Raw genomic sequence first — 20,303 nt, forward strand, 5'->3', positions numbered from 1 at the left:
ACCGACCGGAGCACACCGCATACCACCGGACGCCGGTGCGTTGCCCTGAGGCAACGCCCGGCGTCCGTCGTGTTTGAGAGGATCCCACTATGGCCACCTTCGTCGACCGGGCCGTCCTGCACCTGACCGCGGGCAACGGCGGGCACGGGTGCGCCTCGGTGCACCGGGAGAAGTTCAAGCCGCTCGGGGGGCCGGACGGCGGCAACGGCGGTCGCGGCGGCGACGTCGTGCTCCGGGTGGACCCCCAGGTGACCACGCTGTTGGAATACCACCACCGCCCCCACCGGGTGGCCACCAACGGCCGGCCGGGGGAGGGCGGCGAACGGCACGGTGCCCAGGGGGAGGACCTGGTGCTGGGCGTGCCCGACGGCACGGTCGTGAGCACCCGGGGCGGCGAGGTGCTGGCCGACCTGGTCGGGCCGGGGGCGGAGTATGTCGTGTGCCGGGGCGGACGCGGTGGCCTGGGCAACAAGGCGTTGTCCTCCCCGCGGCGCAAGGCTCCCGGCTTCGCCCTGCTGGGTGAGCCCGGCGAGGCGGCCGAGGTCATCCTGGAGCTGAAGACGCTGGCCGACGTGGCGCTCATCGGGTTCCCGTCCGCCGGCAAGTCCAGCCTGGTCTCGGTGGTCTCCGCAGCGCGTCCCAAGATCGCCGACTACCCGTTCACCACCCTGGTGCCCAACCTGGGCGTGGTCACCGCCGGCGGTCACCGGTTCACCATCGCCGACGTGCCCGGGCTGATCCCCGGCGCCAGCCAGGGCAAGGGGCTGGGGTTGGAGTTCCTGCGACACGTCGAGCGGTGCCACGTCCTGGTGCACGTCATCGACTGCGCCACGCTGGAGCCAGGCCGCGACCCGCTCACCGACCTGGACGTGATCGAGCACGAGCTCGCCGAGTACGTCCCCGACGCCTCGCTGGGCGGCATCCCGCTGGCGGAGCGGGTCCGGGTGGTCGTCCTCAACAAGGCCGACGTGCCGGAGGCTCTGGAGCTGGCCGAGATGGTGCGGCCCGACCTGGAGGAGCGGGGCCTGGAGGTGCACATCGTGTCCGCGGTGGCGCACACCGGGCTCAAGGAGCTCAGCTACGCCCTCGCCGGCCACGTGCAGCGCGCCCGGGACGAGCAGATCCAGGTGGAGCCCACCCGGGTGGTGCTACGGCCCAAGGCGGTCGACGACACGGGGTTCCACGTCCGCCGGGAGAACACCCCCGACGGCGAGGTGTTCCGCGTGCTCGGCGAGCGACCCACCCGGTGGGTGCGCCAGACCGACTTCGGCAACGACGAGGCCGTCGGCTACCTGGCCGACCGGCTGAACCGCCTGGGGGTGGAGGACGAGCTGCTGAAGGCGGGCGCCGTCGCCGGGTCGACGGTGCTGATCGGGCCGGAGGACGATGCGGTGGTGTTCGACTGGGAGCCCACGCTCGCCTCGGGTGCCGAGCTGCTCGGACAGCGCGGCACCGACCTGCGCCTCGAGGACCGCTCGCGACCGACCCGCGGGCGAGAAGCGCGAGGCGTTCAAGGCGCGGATGGACGCCAAGAGCGCGGCCCGCGAGGAACTGGCCGCGGACCGGCGCGCCGGTCTGTGGACCGACGACGACTGAACCGGACCGGCCGCCCCCGACCGGGATGCATGAATATGTAGTGGAGTGGATTAGTATGCCATCTATGGCAGATCCCCGTTCCGCGATCCGTGAGGCCCGCCGTCTGGTGGTGAAGATCGGGTCGTCGTCGATCACCGCCCCGCAGGGCGGTATCGACTCCTACCGGCTCCAGGCGCTGTCCACCGTCATCGCCAAGCGCTGCCTGGCCGGCGACCAGGTGGTGCTGGTCTCCTCCGGGGCCATCGCCGCCGGCATGACCCCGCTCGGGCTGACCCGGCGACCCAAGGACCTGGCCACCCAGCAGGCCGCCGCCAGCGCCGGCCAGGGCAACCTGGTCGCCGCCTACACGACCGCGTTCCACCTGCACGGGCTCACCGTGGGCCAGGTCCTGCTGACGGCGGATGACACGCACCGCCGGTCCCACTACGTCAACGCCAGCCGCACCCTGGAGCGCCTCCTGGAACTGGAGGTGGTGCCGGTCATCAACGAGAACGACACCGTGGCCACCGAGGAGATCCGCTTCGGCGACAACGACCGGCTGGCTGCCCTCGTGGCCCAGTTGATCAAGGCCGACGCGCTGGTGCTGCTCTCGGACGTGGACGGCCTCTACGACGGGCACCCGCGCAAGCCGGAGTCGCGGCGCATCCCGGTGGTCACCGGGCCGGAGCAGATCGCCGACGTCGACATCACCGCGCCCGGCTCCAAGATCGGGAGCGGCGGCATGGTGACCAAGGTGTCCGCGGCGCAGATGTGCGCGGTGGAGGGCATCCCCGTGGTCCTGACCGCCGCGGACCAGGCCGCACAGGCGCTGGCCGGCGAGGACGTCGGCACCCTCTTCCTGCCGACCGGGAGCCCGAAGAACGCCAGGCGCCGCTGGCTGGCCCACGCCACCCAGGTCAACGGGAGGCTGATCCTGGACGCCGGTGCGGTGGAGGCCGTCGTGAAGCACCAGACGTCCCTGTTGCCCGTCGGTGTCACCCGGATCGAGGGTGTCTTCCACGCCGGGGACACCGTCGACCTGTGCGACCCGCAGGGCGCCGTGGTGGCCCGCGGCCTCGTGGGCTACGACTCGACCGAGCTGGGGCCGCTGGTCGGCCACCGGCTCGACACCGACAAGCCCAACCATGCCCGTGCCCGCGGCGCGAGCCCCCGCACCGTGATCCGTCGCGACGACCTCGTCGTCCTGTGAGGAGCCAGAGATGACCGTGACCGACCAGCCCACCCTCTCCCCACCAGCGGTGGACCCTGCCGCGGTGGAGTACGTGCACGGCACCGCCCGACGGGCGCGGGTCGCCTCCCGCGCGCTCGCGCTGCTCTCCCGGGCGGAGAAGGACGCTGCCCTGCTCGCGATGGCCGACGCCGTCGACGACGCCACCGCACAGGTGGTCGCGGCCAACGCCGAGGATCTGCAGCGCGGCCGCGACAACGGCATGGCCACCGGCCTGCTCGACCGGCTCACCCTCGACCCCGCGCGGGTGCACGCCGTGGCCGACGCGCTGCGCCAGCTCGCGGCGCTGCCCGACCCGGTGGGTGAGGTGGTGCGCGGCTCGACGCTGGCCAACGGCCTGCAGATCCGGCAGGTCAGGGTCCCCATGGGGGTCGTCGGGATGATCTATGAGGCCCGCCCGAACGTCACGGTGGACGCCGCTGGTCTGGCGCTGAAGAGCGGCAACGCCGTCCTGCTGCGTGGCGGGTCTGCGGCCGGCTCCACCAATGCCGCCCTGGTCGGCGCGCTGCGCTCGGCGCTGTCGGCGCAGGGGTTGCCGGAGGACGCGGTGAACCTGCTCGCCGAGGGCGGTCGCGACGCCGCCCGCGCGCTCATGACGGCGCGCGGTCTGGTGGACCTGGTGATCCCGCGCGGGGGAGCGGACCTGATCCAGACGGTGGTGCGCGAGTCCACCGTGCCCGTGATCGAGACCGGGGTGGGGAACTGTCACGTGTATGTCGACGCCTCCGCCGACGTCCGGTCCGCCGTCGAGATCGTGGTCAACTCCAAGGTGCACCGTCCCTCGGTGTGCAACGCCGCCGAGTCCCTGCTCGTGCACGTCGACGTCGCCGACCAGTTGCTGCCGCCCCTGCTCACCGCCCTCGCCGCCGAGGGCGTCACCGTCCACGGGGACGAGGCGATCGGCCGCGCCGCGGACGCTGCCGGGGCCGGCCCGGCGTTCCGCCCGATCGCCGACGGCGACGACGACGCCGAGTTCCTCTCCCTGGACCTCAGCGCCCGGGTGGTGGACAGCCTGGACGCGGCCCTGGCCCATGTCCAGGAGCACACCTCCGGCCACACCGAGGCGATCGTCACCGCCGACCGGGCGGCGGCACGCCGCTGGGTGGCCGAGGTGGATGCGGCGGCCGTCATGGTCAACGCCTCGACCCGGTTCACCGACGGCGGCGAGTTCGGATTCGGCGCCGAGATCGGCATCTCGACGCAGAAACTGCATGCCCGTGGCCCGATGGCGCTGCCGGAGCTGACCACCACCAAGTGGATCGTCGAGGGGGACGGGCAGACCCGCGCCTGACCCCTAGGCGAGGGCCTATCGGGCGGTCAGCCGCGACAAAGCCAGCGGCAAAGGATTGCCCAAACTCCCGCCAGACTTGTTACCGACCGGTTGTGTACGGCGGTCGCGGAACGCAATGCTCCACAGGTGGATACTCATCGACGAGCCAAGCTGACCGCCCTCACGACGCTGCCCGCCGGCCTCGCACTGGTGCTCACCGGAGTGGTGCCCGCCCAGGCCGACGACACGACATACGTGGCCCTGGGCGACTCCTTCTCCGCCGGCACGGGCACGCGCGCCTCGACCGACGACTGCTACCGATCGCCCTACGGCTACCCGGCGCTCATCGCGGGATCCCAGGGCCTGGACCTGGACTACCAGGCGTGCAGCGGCGCGACGACGGCGGACGTCCTGGCCAACCAGGTCGGGGCGCTGAGCCCGGAGACCTCGCTGGTCACCATGACCATCGGCGGCAACGACCTGGGTTTCGCCGACGTCATCACCGAGTGCGCCCTGCCGGGGTGGCTCTCCGACTGTGAGGGCGCCATCGCCGACGGGCGCCAGATCCTGCAGAACGAGCTGCCCGGGCGATACGACAACGTGATCGCGGCGATCGACTCCGGCGCGCCGAACGCCGACGTGCGCATCGCCGGCTACCCGCACCTGTTCAACGGCGAGGACTGCAATGCCGCGACGTTCTTCTCCCCGGAGGAGATGGCCGAGCTGAACGCCGCCACCGACGAGTTGGACGCGCTGGTGGAGCAGAAGACGACCGGGGCGGGGCACACCTACATCGACCCGCGCAGCGCCTTCCTGGGGCACGCAGTCTGTGACGACGTGGAGTGGATCAACGGCCTGAGCATGCCGATCGTGGAGTCCTTCCACCCGAACCGGGACGGCAACATCGGCTACGCCGACCTGTTCTGGGCGGGCTCGGGCTCCGCGGCGGCGGCCCAGGTGCCCACTGACCGTGCTCGGAGCGCCGAGGACTCGGTGCGGGAGGAGGCCCGGGCGGTCCTGGCGATGGACCTGGCGTCCCCGGCCAACCTGCAGGAGGCCGAGGAGGCCGGGATCTCGCCGGAGCGCATCACCGCGCTGGTGGAGCAGTTGGAGTCGGAGGACCTGGCCAAGGTGTCGGCCGCGCTGACCGAACTGTCCGAGCTGGACGAGGAACACGAGGAGCAGGTCGGCGCGTTCGGTCGCTGAGCGCCTGACAGGATGCCCTCCTATGGAGGGCACCGAGATCCGCAAACTGGTCGCGCTGGAGCACCGGCACTGGTGGTACCGCGAGCGGCGGGAGTTGTTGGCGGCCCGCACCCGCGGGCTGACCCCCGGCGCCGCCCTGGACATCGGGGCGGCGGGGGGCGGCAACACCCGGGTGCTGCGCGGTCTCGGCTGGCGCGTCCTCGCGCTGGAGTTCACCGCGGAGGGTTCGCAGGTCGCGGCCGAGCGGGGCCTGGACGTCGTCCGCGCCGACGCCCAGCGGTTGCCGGTGGCGGACGAGAGCCTGGACCTGGTCACCGCTCTCGACGTGCTGGAGCACATCCCCGACGACCGCCGGGCGGCCGCGGAGATCTACCGGGTGCTCCGGCCCGGGGGTCACCTGGTCGCCGCCGTGCCGGTCGACCCGCGGCTGTGGTCCGCGCACGACGAGGCGGTCGGGCACGTGCGGCGCTACACCCGGGACCAGTTCCTCCGGCTGTTGGAGGCGGCGGGCCTGCAGGTCCTGGAGGCGAGGTCCTGGATGGTGCTGCTGCGACCGGCGGTGGCCCTGCGGCGCAGGGTGTCCTCCGGCAGTGACCTGGACGACCCGCACCCGCTGGTCAATGCGGCGTTGAGCGCGGTGGTCCGGTGCGAACGGCACCTTCCGGTGGGGTCGCTGCCCGGGGTGTCGCTGCTGGTGACGGCCCGCCGTGCGGGGCCTGACCACCGGTGAGGGAGTCGTAGGCCACGAAGTAGGTGGGACGACCCTGCAACGTGGAGTAGATCCGTCCCACGTACTCGCCGAGCACCCCCAGGCACAGCAGTTGGACCGCCCCGACTCCCGCCACGATCGCCACGGTGGAGGTCCAGCCGGCGACGGTGCCACCCAGGACCTTGGCCACCACGGCATAGCCGAGCAGGACGACCGCCGCCACGAAGCCGCCGAGCCCGAACCAGGTGGCCAGACGCAGGGGAGCCAGCGAGAAGCCGGTGAGGCTGTCCACCGACAGCCGGATCATCCTGGCCAGCGGGTACTTGGAGCGCCCCGCCGCCCGCGCCTCGCGGGCGTACCCCACCGTCGCCGAGGGGAACCCGAGGGAGGGCACGACCAGGCGCAGCACCCGGTGTGTCTCCGGGAGGGCATTGACGGCGTCCACGGTGGCCCGCGACATCAGGCGGTAGTCACCCGCCCCGGACGGGATGTCCGTTGCCCCCGCGGCCCGCATCACCCCGTAGAACGCCCGGGCGCTGGTGCGCTTGAACACCGAGTCGCTGCGGCGGTCGGTCCGCACCCCGTAGACCACGTCCACGTCCTGCTCCCGGGTCACCGCCAGCATCTGCCCGATCACCTCAGGCGGATCCTGCAGGTCGGCGTCCAGGGTGACCACCCAGTCCCCGCGCGCCGCGGAAAGGCCCGCCGAGATGGCCGCCTGGTGCCCGGCGTTGGCCCGCAGCCGCAACACCCGCAGCTGCGGCCACTCGCGTCGGAACCGTTGGAGCAGCACCGGGGTGGCGTCCGCGGAGCCGTCGTCGACCGCCACCACCTCGTAGGCGCCCTCGACCTGGGCAAGCCCGTCCAGGACCCCGCGCAACCGCTCGACGAACAGCGGGAGGACGTCCGCCTCGTCATACATCGGCACGACGACCGACAGGTGGGGGTGCATGCCTCCACTGTATGTCGAGTGCGGGGGCGGGCCGGTACGCGCGGACCGCAGGTGAGCCGGGTAGGCTGCCCCCATGACGTCTGTGTTTGCCTCGGGTGAGGCCGGTCACCACGTGGTCAACGAGCTGCCGCTGGAGCCGGTGTGGTTCGGCGTGGTCGCGCTCGTCGCGTTCATGGCCCTGCTGGGATTCCTGTGGTCCTTCCGCAACACCCTGCTGCTGGACCCGGTCGAGCACCACACCGACGCACCCGAGGGTGATGGGTCGGCGGGCAGCCAGCACTGATGCGGCTGGGAGTGATGGGTGGCACCTTCGACCCCATCCACCACGGACACCTCGTCGCCGCCAGCGAGGCGGCGGCCCTGCTCGACCTCGACGAGGTCGTCTTCGTCCCCACCGGTCAGCCCTACCGCAAGGACAGCCAGCAGGTCAGCCCGGCCGAGCACCGCTACCTGATGACGGTCATCGCGACGGCGTCCAATCCCCGCTTCACGGTCTCCCGCGTGGACATCGAGCGGGACGGGCCCACCTACACCCTCGACACCCTGCGCGACCTGCACGCCGAGCGACCGGACGACGAACTCTTCTTCATCACGGGCGCCGACGCCCTCGCCGAGATCCTGTCCTGGCGAGGGGTTGAGCAACTGTGGGACCTGGCCCACTTCGTCGGGGTCACCCGGCCCGGGCACGAGCTGAGCGACAAGGGACTGCCCGCCGACCGGGTGACCCTCCTGGAGGTGCCCGCGATGGCGATCTCCTCCACCGACTGCCGGGACCGCACCGCCCGGGGGGAGCCGGTGTGGTACCTGGTCCCCGACGGCGTCGTGCAATACATCGGCAAGTACCACCTCTACCGGCCGCAGCACGCCGGTGAGATCTCCCCGACCCCGCAGGAGCAGTGAGTGAGCGCGTCACAGCGTGCCGTTGACCTGGCCCGAGCAGCGGCCGTGGCCGCCCAGGACAAGCTGGCGGAGGAGGTGGTCGGGCTCGACGTCAGCGGCCAGTTGGCCCTGACCGACGTCTTCCTCATCGCCTCGGCGCCGGGGGAGCGGCAGGTGGGTGCCATCGTCGACGCCGTCGAGGAGCGGTTGCTGCAACTGGGCGCCAAGCCGATCCGGCGGGAGGGGCAGCGAGAGGGCCGCTGGGTGCTGCTCGACTTCGGCGACATCGTCGTGCACGTCATGCACTCCGACGAGCGCACCTTCTATGACCTCGAGCGGCTCTGGAAGGACTGCCCCGAGGTCACCCTGCCGGACGCCGACCCGCAGCCCGACCGGTGACCACCGGTCGCCGGCTGATCGTGTGGCGGCACGGTCAGACCGAGCACAACGCCGGGGGGATCTGGCAGGGGCAGCTGGACACCGACCTGTCAGGGACCGGGGTGGAGCAGGCCCGGGCCGCTGCCGTCGCGCTGGCCCGGCTTGAGCCGCACCGGATCGTCTCCAGCGACCTGCGCCGCGCCGCGCACACCGCTGCGGAGCTGGCCGCCGAGACCGGGCTGGAGGTGACCCACGACGAGCGGCTGCGGGAGATCGATGTGGGCACCTGGCAGGGGATGAGCCAGGGCGACGTGGCCGAGCGGTACCCCGACGAGCACGCCGCCCTCGGGCGCGGTGAGGACATCCGCCGCGGCGAGCACGGCGAGGCCGTCGAGCACGTCCGGGAGCGGGTCCACGCCGCCGCGACGGAGCTGCTCGAGACACTGCACGACGGCCAGGGTCTGGTCGTGGTGACGCACGGTGTCGCGGGCCGCGCCCTGGTGGCGGCGATGGTCGGGATGGACCAGCGGGACGCCTGGTTGATGCTCGGCGGTCTGCACAACTGCCACTGGGCCGAGCTGGCCGAGCACCGGACCGGGTGGCGGATCGTGGGCTGGAACGTGGGCGCTGGGCCGGCCATCTCCGGCACCAGCGACCACTGAGGGAGCGACCATGTTCAGTGTGATCCCCAGTCCCGGCCTCAGCCAGCTCGAGATCGGCCCGTTGACGATCCGCTTCTACGCCCTGTGCCTGGTCGCGGGGATGGCGCTGGCGTGGTGGCTGGGCCGCCGTCGCTGGGTCGCCCGCGGGGGCCGGGCCGAGACCTTCGAGTCGATCGCCCTGGTCGCCATCCCCTGCGGCATCGTCGGTGCCCGGATCTACCACGTGCTGACCCACTGGGACAGCTACTTCGGGCCGGGACGCGACCTGGTCAAGGTGCTCTACATCTGGGAGGGCGGGATCGCCGTCTTCGGGGCGGTGTTGGGCGGTGCCCTGGGCGCGGCGTTCGTGACGTGGCGCCGGGGCGCCCGGTTCGCCTCGTTCGCCGACGCACTGGCGCCGGGGCTGATCCTCGCCCAGGCGGTGGGCCGACTGGGCAACTGGTTCAACCAGGAGCTGTTCGGCGGCCCGGACGACGGACCCCTGGGACTGCAGATCGACCCGGAGCGACGTCCCGCCGAGTACCGGGACGTGGAGACATTCCAGCCGACCTTCCTCTACGAGCTGACGTGGAACGCCCTGGGGTGCCTGCTGCTGCTGTGGCTGGACCGGAAGTTCACCCTCGGATGGGGCAAGGTCTTCGCGCTCTACATGGTCATCTACGGCAGCGGCCGGTTCTGGATCGAGGGGATCCGCACCGACGTGAGTTACCTCGTAGGACCGTTGCGCACCAACCAGGTCACTGCACTGCTCTTCATCGTCGCGGGCTTGGCCCTGTTCGCCGTGCTGCAGGCCCGCAGGCCCGGGCGGGAGCCGTGGGTGGAGCGCGCCGGCGCCGGGGGTCCGGACGAGGAGCAGGACGCCTCCGACCCGGAGGGGTGAGGCGCCGCTCACAACCAGCCGGACCGATTTGGAATCTGGCCCCTGGATATGGGTAAACTCGGTCGTCCCACTCGGGGCTGTGGCGCAGCTGGTAGCGCACCTCCATGGCATGGAGGGGGTCAGGGGTTCGAGTCCCCTCAGCTCCACGGAGACCGACGGTATGCACCCGCATACCGTCGGTTTTTTCGTCCCCGCGCCTGCTGTCTCATCCGCCGCCTCCGCCCTCCTTCACGAGGGCCACACCCCGGACACTCCCCGCCGGTGCGACCCGACCAGGTGCGTGTCCACGATGCCGACGGCCTCCATGAGGGCGAACATCGTGGTGGGGCCGACGAAGGCGAACCCTTCCCGGCGCAGCGCCTTGGACAGCGCGACCGACTCCGGCGACGTTGTGGGGACCTCCTCACGGGTCCGGGGCCGGGGAGTCTGGTCCGGCTGGAAGGACCAGACGAAGTCCACCAGCCCGCCGCGCTCGCGCAGCCGGATCGTGGCCCGGGCGTTGCCGATGGTGGCCCGGATCTTGGCCCGGTTGCGCACGATGCCCGCGTCGGACATCAGCCGCTCCTCGTCGCGCTCGGTGAAAGTGGCCACGGTGTCGGGGTCGAACCCGGCGAACGCGGCCCGGAAGGCCGGACGCTTGCGCAGGATGGTCGCCCAGGACAGGCCGGCCTGGAAACCCTCGAGGCTGATCCGCTCGAACATCCCCTGCTCGTCGCGGACCGGCATGCCCCACTCGGTGTCGTAGTAGTCGCGCAGCAGGGGGTCGGTGGCCGCCCACGCCGGGCGGGCCAGCCCGTCCTCGCCGACGACGACACTGGTGCCTGGTGCCTGTTCCACCAGTTGATCGTGCCCTGACCCGTGGTCCGCGAGGTAGGCCAGGGCCCGGGGGTCGGTCACGACCAGCCGGTCGACCTCCTCGCCCCCGTCGCAGCGGCACAGCGAGACCGTCGCGGCCGCGTGGTCCGAGGCGACCACTCGCCATACGCCACCGAAGGAGCTCCACCGCTCCAGCGTGGCCAGGGTCTCGGCACCGTCCATCCACCTATCCTGCACCCCGCTGTGTGAGGATGCTCCGGTGACCGACCCACAGGAGCGCACCGGTGCCGTGGCAGCTGGACTGCTGGCGCTGCTGGGAGCGACTCTCGGCGGCGTGCTCTGGGTCGCGTGGCGGCCGACGACCTTCGACTGCAACACGATCAGCGAGTGCTTCGGGCCGCCGGTGACCGCGGCCGGCGTGACGCTGCTCTGCGCGGCTGCCACTCTGATCGCGTTGCGGCTGCTGCACCTGCGGCCGGTGTTCCTCACCACCGTCTTCGGCTTCGTCGGGGCCAGTGCCCTGGTGCTGTCGCTGCAGACCCTCCTCTCGGTCCGGGGACACGACGGGCTGGCCCCGTGGTGGTGCTGGGTGCTGCTCGGGGCGGTGCTCGCGCCGTTGGCCCACTGGGTGCTGCAGCCCGACCGTGGCTGGGTGGCGCGGGTGCTCCCGGTGCTGCTGGTGATCGGGCTGGTGGTCGGCGGGCAGCAGTGGGCCTCGGCCACCCGGGCCCAGGACCGTCTCGAGTCCCTGGCGACCGTCGGCGTCGAGCGGGTCCTGGTGCCCGACCTGGACGGCTACCGGCTGCGCACGTCCTGGGCCTCCAGTGACCGGGACAGCGGGACCGACTACATCTCGCTGTCGTTCAACCCGGAGGAGGGGTCGAGGGGGTACCCGAAGGGCTACCTGCTGCCGGTGGCGGACCGTGACCTGTGCCAGCTCGCACGCGACATCGTGGTGTCCTCCCGGGACGGGGACTGCCGGGAGACGGGGGACGGGGTGGTCCTGGAGGGCGAGTTTGTCGTGGGGTCCGGTGTCGTGCACGACGACACCCTGCTGCTGCTGGAGGGGGACCCCAAGGACATCACCCTGGAGCAGCTGCAGCAGGCGGTCGGGCAGGCCCGCCCGGGAACCCTGGAGGAGTTGCGCGACGGGGAGGGACCGTAGCGACGGGCGGCAGGCCGGCCCGCTACCCGGCGTGGCGGAGCACCTGCTCGGTGACCTCGTCGAAGCGGTCGCGGTCCAGGACGGCGCCGATCCGGCGCACTCCCTCCGGGTCGATCCGCAGGACGCGGTCGACCCTGGCCTCGCTGGGCCGGCGCTCGCGGTCCCAGCCGCCACTGCCGACGTCGACCCAGTGGCGGCCCCAGCGGGCCTCGGCCGCGGCGTCCCGGTCGTGGTCCTTGCTGGTCAGTTGCAGGGCGAGGAGCCACCGCCCGTCGCGCCCGATGACCAGGACCGGGCGGTCCTTGCCCTGGGAGTGGTCCTCCTCGAAGGGGACCCACGTCCAGACGATCTCGCCGGGGTCGGGCTCACCGTCGGGGTTGGGGGAGTAGCTGATCGTGGGCCTGCCGGAGAAATCCCCCGGGTAGGCCTCCGGGGCGCCGCCGGCGGGCTCGGCCGAGGACCCGCCCCGGGGGGCGGAACGGCGGGCCCGGGTGGCCACGGCCCGGGCGGTGCGGACCGTGCGGCCCAGGAGCCGCAGGAGCTGTGTGCTGTTCATCCTGACTGCACCTCCGGGTTGAGGGCGGTGGCGAGGTCGGCGATCGCGGTCGGGAGTTGCGCACCCACCTCATGAGCCCGCTCCAGGGTGAACCGGTCACTCGGGCCGCTGACCGAGGCGGCGGCGAACAGGCCCCCGACCGGGGGCAGCGGCACGCCGACGCAGCGCACCCCCACCTCCTGCTCCTCGTCGTCGAGGGCGAAGCCCTCCTCGCGGGCCTGGGCGACCCGGGCCAGGAGCTCCTCGGTCGTGGCGGCGGTGTGGGGGGTCCGTGGGTCCAGGGTGAGCTTGCGGACCAGGGAGGAGACCCGCTCGGGCTCCATCACCGACAGCACCGCCTTGCCGACCGAGGTGGAGTGGATCGGCACCCGCCGGCCGACCTCGGCGAAGATGCGCAGCGTGTGCGGGGAGGGGGACTGGGCGATGTAGACCATCCGGTCGCCCTCCAGCAGGGCCAGGTTGGCGGTCTCGCCGGACAGGTCGACGAGGGCGCGTAGGTGCTCGGCAGCGAGGGCGGCGAGCTCGCGGTAGCCGGCGTCCCCCAGCCGGAGCGCGGCGACCCCCACGGCATACTTGCGGTCCGCCTCCCGCCGGGCGTACCCGCGGTCGGCGAGGGTGAGCAGCAGCCGGTGCACCGTCCCCTGCGGCAGCCCCACCCTGCGGGCGATGTCGGTGACGCCCAGGGCGCCCTCGTGGCCGACCAGCGCCTCGAGGACGTCGAGTGCCCGGTCCACGGACTGCACGCCCCTGCCGCGCTCGGTGCTCATCGGGAGGTCTCGATCCGGCCACGGTACGGCAGGTCGCTTGACGGGCGGGGTGCCGGTGGACAGGATTCCGAGCCAGAACGGTGAAATGCCATACCCATGATGTGGAATATAGCCCCTTGAAAGGACTGCCGTCGTGGACAACCTCGGAGTACTGAGCCTGTTGGCCCTCACTCCCATCCTCGTGGTGGGTGTCTTGCTGGCCGGATTCAGGTGGCCCGCGAAGTACGCCATGCCCGTCGGCTACGTCGTCGCCCTGGTCATCGCCTGGCTGGCCTGGGAGATGGAGCCGAAGACGCTGGCCGCGGCGAGCCTGGAGGGCCTGATCGTGGCCGCCACCCTGTTGTACATCGTGTTCGGCGCGTTGCTCCTGCTCGCCACGGTGATCGCCTCCGGCGCGATGAGCCGCATCCGGGCGGGCTTCGACAACATCTCCCCGGACCGTCGCGTCCAGGCGATCATCATCGGGTGGCTGTTCGGTTCCTTCATCGAGGGCGCGTCCGGCTTCGGTACCCCGGCGGCCGTGGTCGCACCGTTGATGCTCGCGCTGGGCTTCCCGGCCATGGCGGCGGTCATGGTCGGCCTGATCATCCAGTCGACGCCGGTGAGCTTCGGGGCGGTCGGCACGCCGATCCTGGTGGGTGTGGCCAACGGCATGGGGGAGAACTCCCCGGGCATGTCCGAGCGACTCTCCGAGCTGGGGGTCAGCTACTCCGAGTATGTCGCCGAGATCGGTTTCCACGTCGCGCTGATCCACGCGATGGTCGGCCTGCTCATCCCGCTGATCCTCGCCGTGATGCTCACCGGCTTCTTCGGGGAGCGGCGCAGCTTCGCCGAGGGGTTGAAGGTGGCCCCGTTCGCGCTATACGCGTCCCTGGCGATGACCGTGCCCTACGTGCTCGTGGCCCTCGTCCTCGGCCCCGAGTTCCCCTCCCTGCTGGGCGGCCTGATCGGGTTGGCGCTGGTGATGTTCACCTCCAGCAAGGGCTTCCTGATGCCGAAGGACACCTTCGAGTTCGCTCCGCGGGACACCTGGGACTCCCGGTGGATGGGCAAGATCGACACCGACCACCTGGACAACGACAGCCGGCACCGGGAGATGAACCTGGTGACCGCGTGGGCGCCCTACGTCGCGCTGGCCGTGATCTTGGTCCTCACCCGGATCATCGACCCGCTGACCCAGTTCCTCACCACCGCGGGGACCACCCGGATCGAGATCAAGAACATCCTCGGGGTGGAGGGGATCAGCACGAACGTCGACCTGTTCTACTCGCCCGGCTTCATCCTCATCGTGGTCTCCGCCCTCAGCTACCTGTTCTACCGGATGAACGGCCAGCAGATCGCCCAGACGTGGAAGGTGTCCGGTATGCAGCTCGCCGGGACCGCGGTCGCGCTGCTGTTCGCGGTCCCGCTGGTCCGGATCCTGATCCAGTCCGGCATCAACGACTCCGGCCTGGACAGCATGCCCGTCGTGCTGGCTCAGGGCGTGGCGAGCATCGCCGGCGACAGTTGGCCGGTGTTCAGCCCGTGGATCGGCGCCCTGGGTGCCTTCGTGGCCGGGTCCAACACGGTCTCCAACCTGACCTTCTCCCAGTTCCAGTGGTCCACGGGTAACGAGATCGGTGTCCCGCCGGAGCAGGTCGTGGCGACCCAGGCGGTCGGTGGTGCGGGTGGCAACCCGGTGGCGATCCACAACATCGTGGCGGCGTCGGCGACCGTCGGTCTGCTGGGCCGCGAGGGGGACCTGATCCGCAAGACGGTCCTTGTCACGAGCTACTACTGCCTGGCTGCCGGCTCCGTCGGGTTCATGCTGATCCACGGCATCGGGTTCAACGCCGGGACCATCCTGTTCGTCGTGCTGCTGCTGGCGATCGCGGCTATCGTGCGGTGGATGTACGCCCACGACGCGAAGATCACCGCCCGCGCCACCTCCTGACCAGGCGTCCCGGGTGCCGCCGGGCCGGGTCTTCCGGTCCGGCGGCCCCGGCCCCGGTCTGGCAGGCTAGGGGGCGTGCGACCGGGGACCGAGGTGCAGGTGAGGTTCGGCAAGTGGGGGGACCGCCCCCACTGGGCGCCCCGTGAGAACCTGCGCTACCTCGGAGCCGACGTCCACGGCAGGTGGATCGGCACGGCCGAGGGCACCGTGTTCACCCGGCCAGGGGCGCAGTTCGCCACCCACGGCACGCAGGTCATGCTGTTGCCCGCGGGGCAGCGGTGGTTCGCTGCCACGTTCTACGAGCCGGTGCACGGCTACAAGTGGCGCTGCTACGTCGACATCTGCACCCCGCCCGAACTGGCAGCAGGTGGCGCCAGGATCCCGGAGTTCCGTGCCGTCGACCTGGACCTGGACGTCGTGCAGGGCTTCGACGACGCGGTGGGTGTCGAGGACGAGGACGAGTTCGCCGAGCACCAGAGGGAGTTCGACTACCCCGAGGACGTCGTCGTCGCCGCGGAGCGAGAGTGTGCCGCGGTCGTCGCTGATCTGCGGTCCGGGGCCCCCTGGACCCTGGAGGACCTGGTTCGTCAGTGGCGGGAGCTGACGCAGGAGCTGGGGAGGGGCTCGGCCTGACCCCTCCGCGGAGTCAGCGGTCGGCGAGCACCGAGAAGCGCACCTGCCGCTCGGCGTTGTCGACGTTGAGGTCCACCAGGCACAGGCTCTGCCAGGTGCCGAGCGTCAACCGTCCGCCGAGGACCGGGATCGTGGCGTACGGCGGGATGAGGGCTGGCATCACGTGGGACCGACCGTGGCCCCTGCTGCCGTGCTGGTGGATCCAGCGGTCGTCCGCCGGCAGCAGGTCGCGCAGCGCCGCCAGCAGGTCGTCGTCGCTGCCGGCCCCGGTCTCCAGGATCGCCAGCCCGGCAGTGGCGTGCGGCACGAACACGTGGAGCAGCCCGTCGCCGCGACCGTCGACGAACTTCTCGGCGTCGGCGGTGATGTCGAGCACGACCTCGTCACCGCCCGTGCGGTAGCGAACGACCTCGGTGTGCACGCTCAGACCTCGAGCGGCACGCCACGGATCGAGGCGTCGAGCACCAGCGCGGTGTGGGCCATCCCGATGCTCTTGCCCGCCCGTTCCAGGGAGTTCGCCACTTGCATCAGGCACCCGGGGTTGGCGGTGATCAGCAGCTCGGCGCCGGTGGACACGATGTTGGCGGCCTTGCGGTCGCCCAGCTCCCGGGCCGGCTCAGGGTTCAGGATGTTGTAGACGCCGGCGCTGCCGCAGCAGATCTCGGCGTCCGGGATCTCCCGCACCTGCAGACCCGGGATCGCCCGGAGGAGTTCCCGCGGCTGGTTGCGGATGCCCTGGGCGTGGCCCAGGTGACAGGCGTCGTGGTAGGCCGCCACCGCCTCGACCGGGTGGCGCGGTGCCACCGGGCCGAGCTCGGCGATGATCTCGGCGAAGTCGCGCACCCGGGAGGAGAACTCCTTGGCCCGATCGGCATACGCAGGGTCGTCCGCCAGGAGGTGGACGTACTCCTTCATGGATGACCCGCAGCCTGCCGAATTCACGACCACGTAGTCCACCGCGGCCTCGGAGAAGGTGTCGATCAGGGCGCGGGCGAATCGCTGCCCCTCATCCTCCCGCCCGACGTGGGTGCTCAACGCCCCGCAGCATCCCTGCCGCGTGGGAGCGATGACCTCGCAGCCCTCGGCGGCCAGGACCCGCGCGGTGGCGGCATTGACGCCGGGGAAGAACTCCCGCTGCACGCACCCGGTGAGCATGCCGACGACGGCCCGACGTTCGCCCACGGCCGGGGTGCGCTCCGGCACCCGCTCGGCCTTGCCCAGTTGTGGGGCGAGCGACTGCATCGAGGCCAGCTCCGGGCTGATCCTCTCCAGGAGGCCCGTCTTGGCCAGCGCCCTGTCGGCGCCGACCTTCTGGGCCAGGCGCAGCGGGCCGCGCAGCAACCGGAGACGCTTGGGGTAGGGGAAGAGGGAGAAGATCGCCGTCCGCAGCGCCTTCTCCTTGGCGGTGCGTTCGTGGCGCCGCTCCACCTGGGCCCGGGTCTGCTCGATGAGCCGGTCGTACTGGACGCCCGAGGGGCAGGCGGTGACACAGGCCATGCACCCCAGACAGGCGTCGAAGTGGCCCACCATCGAGTCGGTCAGCGGGGCGCCCTCGAGCCCGGCCTGCATCAGGTGGATCCGGCCGCGCGGGCTGTCCATCTCCTCGCCCCACAGGCTGTAGGTGGGGCAGGTGGTCAGGCAGAACCCGCAGTGGACGCAGTCGTCGATCAGCTCCGAGCTGGGCGGGTGGTGGCTGTCGAACGCGGGCTGACCCTCTCCACGCACGCCCGGAATGCCGAGCTGGACCTGCTCGTGACCCATCAGATTCCTCCTACGAACCGACCGACCGACAGGACGCCGGTCGGGTCGAACTCCTGCTTGACCCGGCGCATGATGTCCAGCCCACCAATGGTGGCGCTGCCCCACACGTCAAGCCTGGTCTTGTCGGTGCCGGGGGCGTCGAGCACGACCAGGCTCCCGCCGTGCCGGACACACCAGTCCCGCAGCCCGGACACGGTGTCCGCGAGGTCCTCGAGCGGGGCGGCCCCGTAGAGCACCCCCGCACCGGCGGAGCCGCGGACGGCGACCCCGCGTCGGGCGGCCTCCTGCACCAGGTCGGCAACGCTGCTCAATTGGCAGGTGAGCTTGAGTGCAGCGGCGTCGGCGGTTGCCCTACCGTCCTCGCCGAGCCAGGGGAACCGCCCCGTCCAGACGGCGTCGGCGCCAGCGGCGGTGCCGGGGACGAGGTCCCGTGCCGCGGCCACCCGCGCTGCCACCCCCTCCTCGGTGCCGGTGAAGAGCGCGGCCAGCCGCGCCGGGCCCGCGTCCCCCGAGTGCTCGACCTCCAGTGCGGTGGGCACCAGTTGCGAGTGCAGCAGGCTGCTCACCGCGCCGGCCAGGTCACCCTGGGGCAGCTCCGCGCAGACCCACTCGCTCGCCGGGGTCACCGGGTGCAGCCGGAAGGTGACCTCGGTCAGCACCCCCAGCGTCCCGAAGGACCCCGTCAGGAGCTTGGCAAGGTCGTAGCCGGCGACGTTCTTGACAACCTTGCCCCCGGACTTGGCGATCGTCCCGTCGGCCCGGACCACGGTGACGCCGATGAGCAGGTCCCGGGCGGCACCGACCGCCATGCGGCGGGGCCCGGAGAGGTTGGTCGCCACCGCGCCACCGACGGTGGAACCAAGTGGCAGGTCATCGATGATGAGTTGCTGGCCGTTCTCCCGCAGGACGGTGTCGAGGTCGGCCAACCGCAGACCGGTGCCCACAATCGCGATGAGGTCGCCGTGCGCGTGCTCGACCACCTGGTCCATGCGCAGGGTCTCCAGGATCACGTCGAGGCGAGCGGGCGGCATACCCCACGCCTGTTTGGTCCCGGCCCCGCGCACGGTCACGGCCAGATCGCGCTCGTGGCAGAGCCGCATGACCGCCGAGGTCTCCTCGGTCGACGCCGGGCGCGCGATCACCTGCGGCCGGAGCCCGTCCACCAGGTCACCGGGCCAGGGCTCGCGGACCTCGCAGACCGCACCGAGCTCGTCGAGCAGGCTCATCAGAAGATCTCCGCCAATCCTTGTGCCTGAAGGGGGTGGGGGCCGGTATGCCGGCCGGGACGTTCACCGCACAGCCGAGGCGTGGGGTAGATCTTTCCCGGGTTGGCGATGCCGGCCGGGTCGAAGGCGCACCGCACCATCTGCTGGGTGTCCAGGTCCTCGGCGGTGAACATCTTGGGCATGTGCTTGGCCTTGTCGGCGCCCACACCGTGCTCGCCCGTGATCGACCCGCCGTGCTCCAGGCACAGGTCCAGGATCGCTCCGGACACCTCCTCGGCCCGCTCGGTCTCGCCCTCGACAGAGGCATCGAAGAGGACCAGCGGGTGCAGGTTGCCGTCGCCGGCGTGGAACACGTTGGCCACGCGCACGCCCTTCTCGGCGGAGATCTCCGTCATCCGGCGCAGCACCGCTGGCAGCGCGGTCCGGGGCACCACGCCGTCCTGGACGATGTAGTCGGGGCTGATCCGGCCGACCGCGGCGAAGGCTGACTTGCGGCCCTTCCAGATGGCGGCCCGGTCAGCCGCATCCGTGGCGACCCGCAACTCGAAGCACCCCTCGTCCCGGCAGATCTGCTCGACGGCGTCGAACTCGTGGGCGACCTCCTGGGCCGGTCCGTCGAGCTCGACGACGAGCACCGCGCCGGCGCCCTCGGGGTAGCCGCAGCTCACCGCCGCCTCGGCCGCCTCGATGGCCAGGGCGTCCATGATCTCGATGGCCGCGGGCACGATGCCGCTGGCGATGATCGCGCTGGTGGCGGCGCCGGCCTGGTCGGTGTCCTGGAATCCGGCCAGGATCGTGCGCACCTCCTGGGGCAGCCGCACCAGGCGGACGGTGACCCCGGTGGCGACGCCCAGCGTGCCCTCGGAGCCGACGAACGCGCCGACCAGGTCGTAGCCGGGGGAGTCCGGGGCGCGGGTGCCCAGCGTGATCGCCTCGCCCTCGGGGGTGACCACGTCCAGGGCGAGCACGTGGTTGGCGGTGAAGCCGTACTTGAGGCAGTGCGCTCCACCGGAGTTCTCGGCGACGTTGCCGCCGATCGAGCAGATCTGCTGGCTCGAGGGGTCCGGCGCGAAGTAGTAGCCCTCGGGGTTGGCCGACTTCGAGACCTGCAGGTTGATCACGCCGGGGTCCACCACGGCCCGCTGGTCGGCGGCGCTGATCTCGTGCAGCGTGCGCAGTCGGCTGGTGACCAGCAGCACGCCGTCGGCGTGGGGGAGCGCGCCACCGGAGAGGCCGGTCCCCGAGCCGCGCGCCACGAACGGCACCCCGTGTCGGGCGCAGGCCTGGACGGTGCGGCGGACGTGCTCGGGGGTGTCGGTCAGCACCACCAGGGCAGGTCGGACGCGGTAGGCCGCCAAGCCGTCACAGTCGTAGGCACCCAGCCGGGTCGGGTCAGTGATCAGGCACTCGGCGGGCAGGTGCGGCCGCAGGTCCTCCAGGACGTCGGCCGCGGTGCCGGCCGCCTCGCTAGCGGGCTCGCTCATGGTGGTCACCTCCAGGGACTGTTCGCACCATTCTGTCGTGGTTCGCCAGCGGGGGCATCCGAGGGGCGGTGCACGATGAACAGCAACATTCCACATTACGGAACCTCTTGGTTACCTGACGGAATATACTCTAGTGGCACACGGCGTTGAGGCAGCCGCGACCCTTGACGTGGGTCCCGTTGCGTGACTGGATGGAAGGGCA

The 20,303-nt window shown here is 71.6% G+C and carries 20 protein-coding genes, 1 tRNA gene and 1 pseudogene; 14 read left to right on the forward strand and 8 right to left on the reverse strand.

Annotated features, from left to right (window positions below; genetic code table 11):
- The first annotated feature begins 89 nt into the window (after positions 1-89).
- The 5 genes and pseudogenes from obgE (at position 90) to AC1QRC_RS10585 (ending at position 6,030) form a co-directional block, all read left to right on the forward strand.
- Positions 90-1,596: pseudogene (gene obgE, locus AC1QRC_RS10565) on the forward strand (GTPase ObgE).
- A gap of 55 nt (positions 1,597-1,651) precedes the next feature.
- Positions 1,652-2,785 carry a glutamate 5-kinase gene (proB, locus tag AC1QRC_RS10570; RefSeq protein ID WP_484203287.1) on the forward strand — a complete coding sequence of 378 codons (1,134 nt, stop codon included), beginning with the start codon at positions 1,652-1,654 and terminating at the stop codon, positions 2,783-2,785.
- 10 nt (positions 2,786-2,795) lie between these two features.
- Positions 2,796-4,115, forward strand: a complete 1,320-nt coding sequence (locus AC1QRC_RS10575) for a glutamate-5-semialdehyde dehydrogenase (RefSeq protein WP_484203288.1) — start codon at positions 2,796-2,798, stop codon at positions 4,113-4,115.
- A gap of 126 nt (positions 4,116-4,241) precedes the next feature.
- Positions 4,242-5,300, forward strand: coding sequence for an SGNH/GDSL hydrolase family protein (locus AC1QRC_RS10580; protein ID WP_484203289.1), 1,059 nt, complete (start codon positions 4,242-4,244; stop codon positions 5,298-5,300).
- 22 nt (positions 5,301-5,322) lie between these two features.
- Positions 5,323-6,030, forward strand: coding sequence for a class I SAM-dependent methyltransferase (locus AC1QRC_RS10585; protein ID WP_484203290.1), 708 nt, complete (start codon positions 5,323-5,325; stop codon positions 6,028-6,030).
- On the opposite strand, the gene AC1QRC_RS10590 is transcribed toward AC1QRC_RS10585, so the two are convergent.
- Positions 5,918-6,961, reverse strand: coding sequence for a glycosyltransferase family 2 protein (locus AC1QRC_RS10590; protein WP_484203291.1), 1,044 nt, complete (start codon positions 6,959-6,961; stop codon positions 5,918-5,920). The genes AC1QRC_RS10585 and AC1QRC_RS10590 overlap by 113 nt on opposite strands.
- Positions 6,962-7,034: 73 nt before the next feature.
- Here AC1QRC_RS10590 and AC1QRC_RS10595 point away from each other — a divergent pair, with 73 nt between their 5' ends.
- The 6 genes from AC1QRC_RS10595 to AC1QRC_RS10620 all read left to right on the forward strand — a co-directional run bounded on the left by AC1QRC_RS10595 (position 7,035) and on the right by AC1QRC_RS10620 (position 9,906).
- On the forward strand, positions 7,035-7,244 hold the full coding sequence (locus tag AC1QRC_RS10595) for a hypothetical protein (protein ID WP_484203292.1): 210 nt from the start codon (positions 7,035-7,037) through the stop codon (positions 7,242-7,244).
- Entirely contained in the window at positions 7,244-7,861 is a 618-nt protein-coding gene (gene nadD / locus AC1QRC_RS10600; protein WP_484203293.1) for a nicotinate-nucleotide adenylyltransferase, read from the forward strand. Before AC1QRC_RS10595 ends, nadD begins: the two co-directional genes overlap by 1 nt.
- Positions 7,862-8,239, forward strand: a complete 378-nt coding sequence (gene rsfS, locus AC1QRC_RS10605) for a ribosome silencing factor (protein ID WP_484203294.1) — start codon at positions 7,862-7,864, stop codon at positions 8,237-8,239.
- Positions 8,236-8,880, forward strand: a complete 645-nt coding sequence (locus tag AC1QRC_RS10610; RefSeq protein WP_484203295.1) for a histidine phosphatase family protein — start codon at positions 8,236-8,238, stop codon at positions 8,878-8,880. Before rsfS ends, AC1QRC_RS10610 begins: the two co-directional genes overlap by 4 nt.
- Before the next feature lie 10 nt (positions 8,881-8,890).
- A complete protein-coding gene (gene lgt, locus AC1QRC_RS10615; protein WP_484203296.1) occupies positions 8,891-9,760 on the forward strand; it encodes a prolipoprotein diacylglyceryl transferase in 870 nt (289 codons plus the stop codon).
- Between the two features lie 73 nt (positions 9,761-9,833).
- Positions 9,834-9,906: transfer RNA gene (locus tag AC1QRC_RS10620), tRNA-Ala, on the forward strand.
- Between the two features lie 82 nt (positions 9,907-9,988).
- On the opposite strand, the gene AC1QRC_RS10625 is transcribed toward AC1QRC_RS10620, so the two are convergent.
- Positions 9,989-10,597 carry a DNA-3-methyladenine glycosylase I gene (locus AC1QRC_RS10625; protein ID WP_484206621.1) on the reverse strand — a complete coding sequence of 203 codons (609 nt, stop codon included), beginning with the start codon at positions 10,595-10,597 and terminating at the stop codon, positions 9,989-9,991.
- 238 nt (positions 10,598-10,835) lie between these two features.
- Between AC1QRC_RS10625 and AC1QRC_RS10630 the strand changes: the two genes are divergently transcribed.
- Entirely contained in the window at positions 10,836-11,741 is a 906-nt protein-coding gene (locus AC1QRC_RS10630) for a hypothetical protein (protein WP_484203297.1), read from the forward strand.
- Positions 11,742-11,763: 22 nt separating this feature from the next.
- Here the strand turns inward: AC1QRC_RS10630 and AC1QRC_RS10635 are convergent, their stop codons facing one another.
- Positions 11,764-12,297 carry a type II toxin-antitoxin system PemK/MazF family toxin gene (locus tag AC1QRC_RS10635; RefSeq protein ID WP_484203298.1) on the reverse strand — a complete coding sequence of 178 codons (534 nt, stop codon included), beginning with the start codon at positions 12,295-12,297 and terminating at the stop codon, positions 11,764-11,766.
- On the reverse strand, positions 12,294-13,064 hold the full coding sequence (locus AC1QRC_RS10640; RefSeq protein ID WP_484203299.1) for an IclR family transcriptional regulator: 771 nt from the start codon (positions 13,062-13,064) through the stop codon (positions 12,294-12,296). The genes AC1QRC_RS10635 and AC1QRC_RS10640 overlap by 4 nt, the downstream gene beginning before the upstream one ends.
- Positions 13,065-13,197: 133 nt before the next feature.
- Between AC1QRC_RS10640 and AC1QRC_RS10645 the strand changes: the two genes are divergently transcribed.
- Together AC1QRC_RS10645 and AC1QRC_RS10650 are read left to right on the forward strand one after the other, a co-directional pair.
- On the forward strand, positions 13,198-14,997 hold the full coding sequence (locus tag AC1QRC_RS10645) for an L-lactate permease (RefSeq protein WP_484203300.1): 1,800 nt from the start codon (positions 13,198-13,200) through the stop codon (positions 14,995-14,997).
- Between the two features lie 75 nt (positions 14,998-15,072).
- Positions 15,073-15,630, forward strand: coding sequence for a DUF402 domain-containing protein (locus AC1QRC_RS10650; RefSeq protein ID WP_484203301.1), 558 nt, complete (start codon positions 15,073-15,075; stop codon positions 15,628-15,630).
- 13 nt (positions 15,631-15,643) lie between these two features.
- Here AC1QRC_RS10650 and AC1QRC_RS10655 read toward each other — a convergent pair whose 3' ends face one another.
- From AC1QRC_RS10655 to AC1QRC_RS10670, 4 genes are read right to left on the reverse strand one after another with little or no spacing between them, the layout of a single operon-like run.
- Positions 15,644-16,051, reverse strand: coding sequence for a YjbQ family protein (locus tag AC1QRC_RS10655; protein WP_484203302.1), 408 nt, complete (start codon positions 16,049-16,051; stop codon positions 15,644-15,646).
- A gap of 2 nt (positions 16,052-16,053) precedes the next feature.
- On the reverse strand, positions 16,054-17,391 hold the full coding sequence (locus AC1QRC_RS10660) for a (Fe-S)-binding protein (RefSeq protein ID WP_484203303.1): 1,338 nt from the start codon (positions 17,389-17,391) through the stop codon (positions 16,054-16,056).
- A complete protein-coding gene (locus tag AC1QRC_RS10665; RefSeq protein ID WP_484203304.1) occupies positions 17,391-18,617 on the reverse strand; it encodes an FAD-binding oxidoreductase in 1,227 nt (408 codons plus the stop codon). The genes AC1QRC_RS10660 and AC1QRC_RS10665 overlap by 1 nt, the downstream gene beginning before the upstream one ends.
- The gene (locus AC1QRC_RS10670) at positions 18,617-20,101 is read right to left on the reverse strand and encodes an FAD-linked oxidase C-terminal domain-containing protein (protein WP_484203305.1); all 1,485 of its coding nucleotides are present in this window, start codon (positions 20,099-20,101) and stop codon (positions 18,617-18,619) included. Before AC1QRC_RS10670 ends, AC1QRC_RS10665 begins: the two co-directional genes overlap by 1 nt.
- Between the last annotated feature and the right edge of the window lie 202 nt (positions 20,102-20,303).

This window comes from Ornithinicoccus sp., assembly GCF_057176825.1.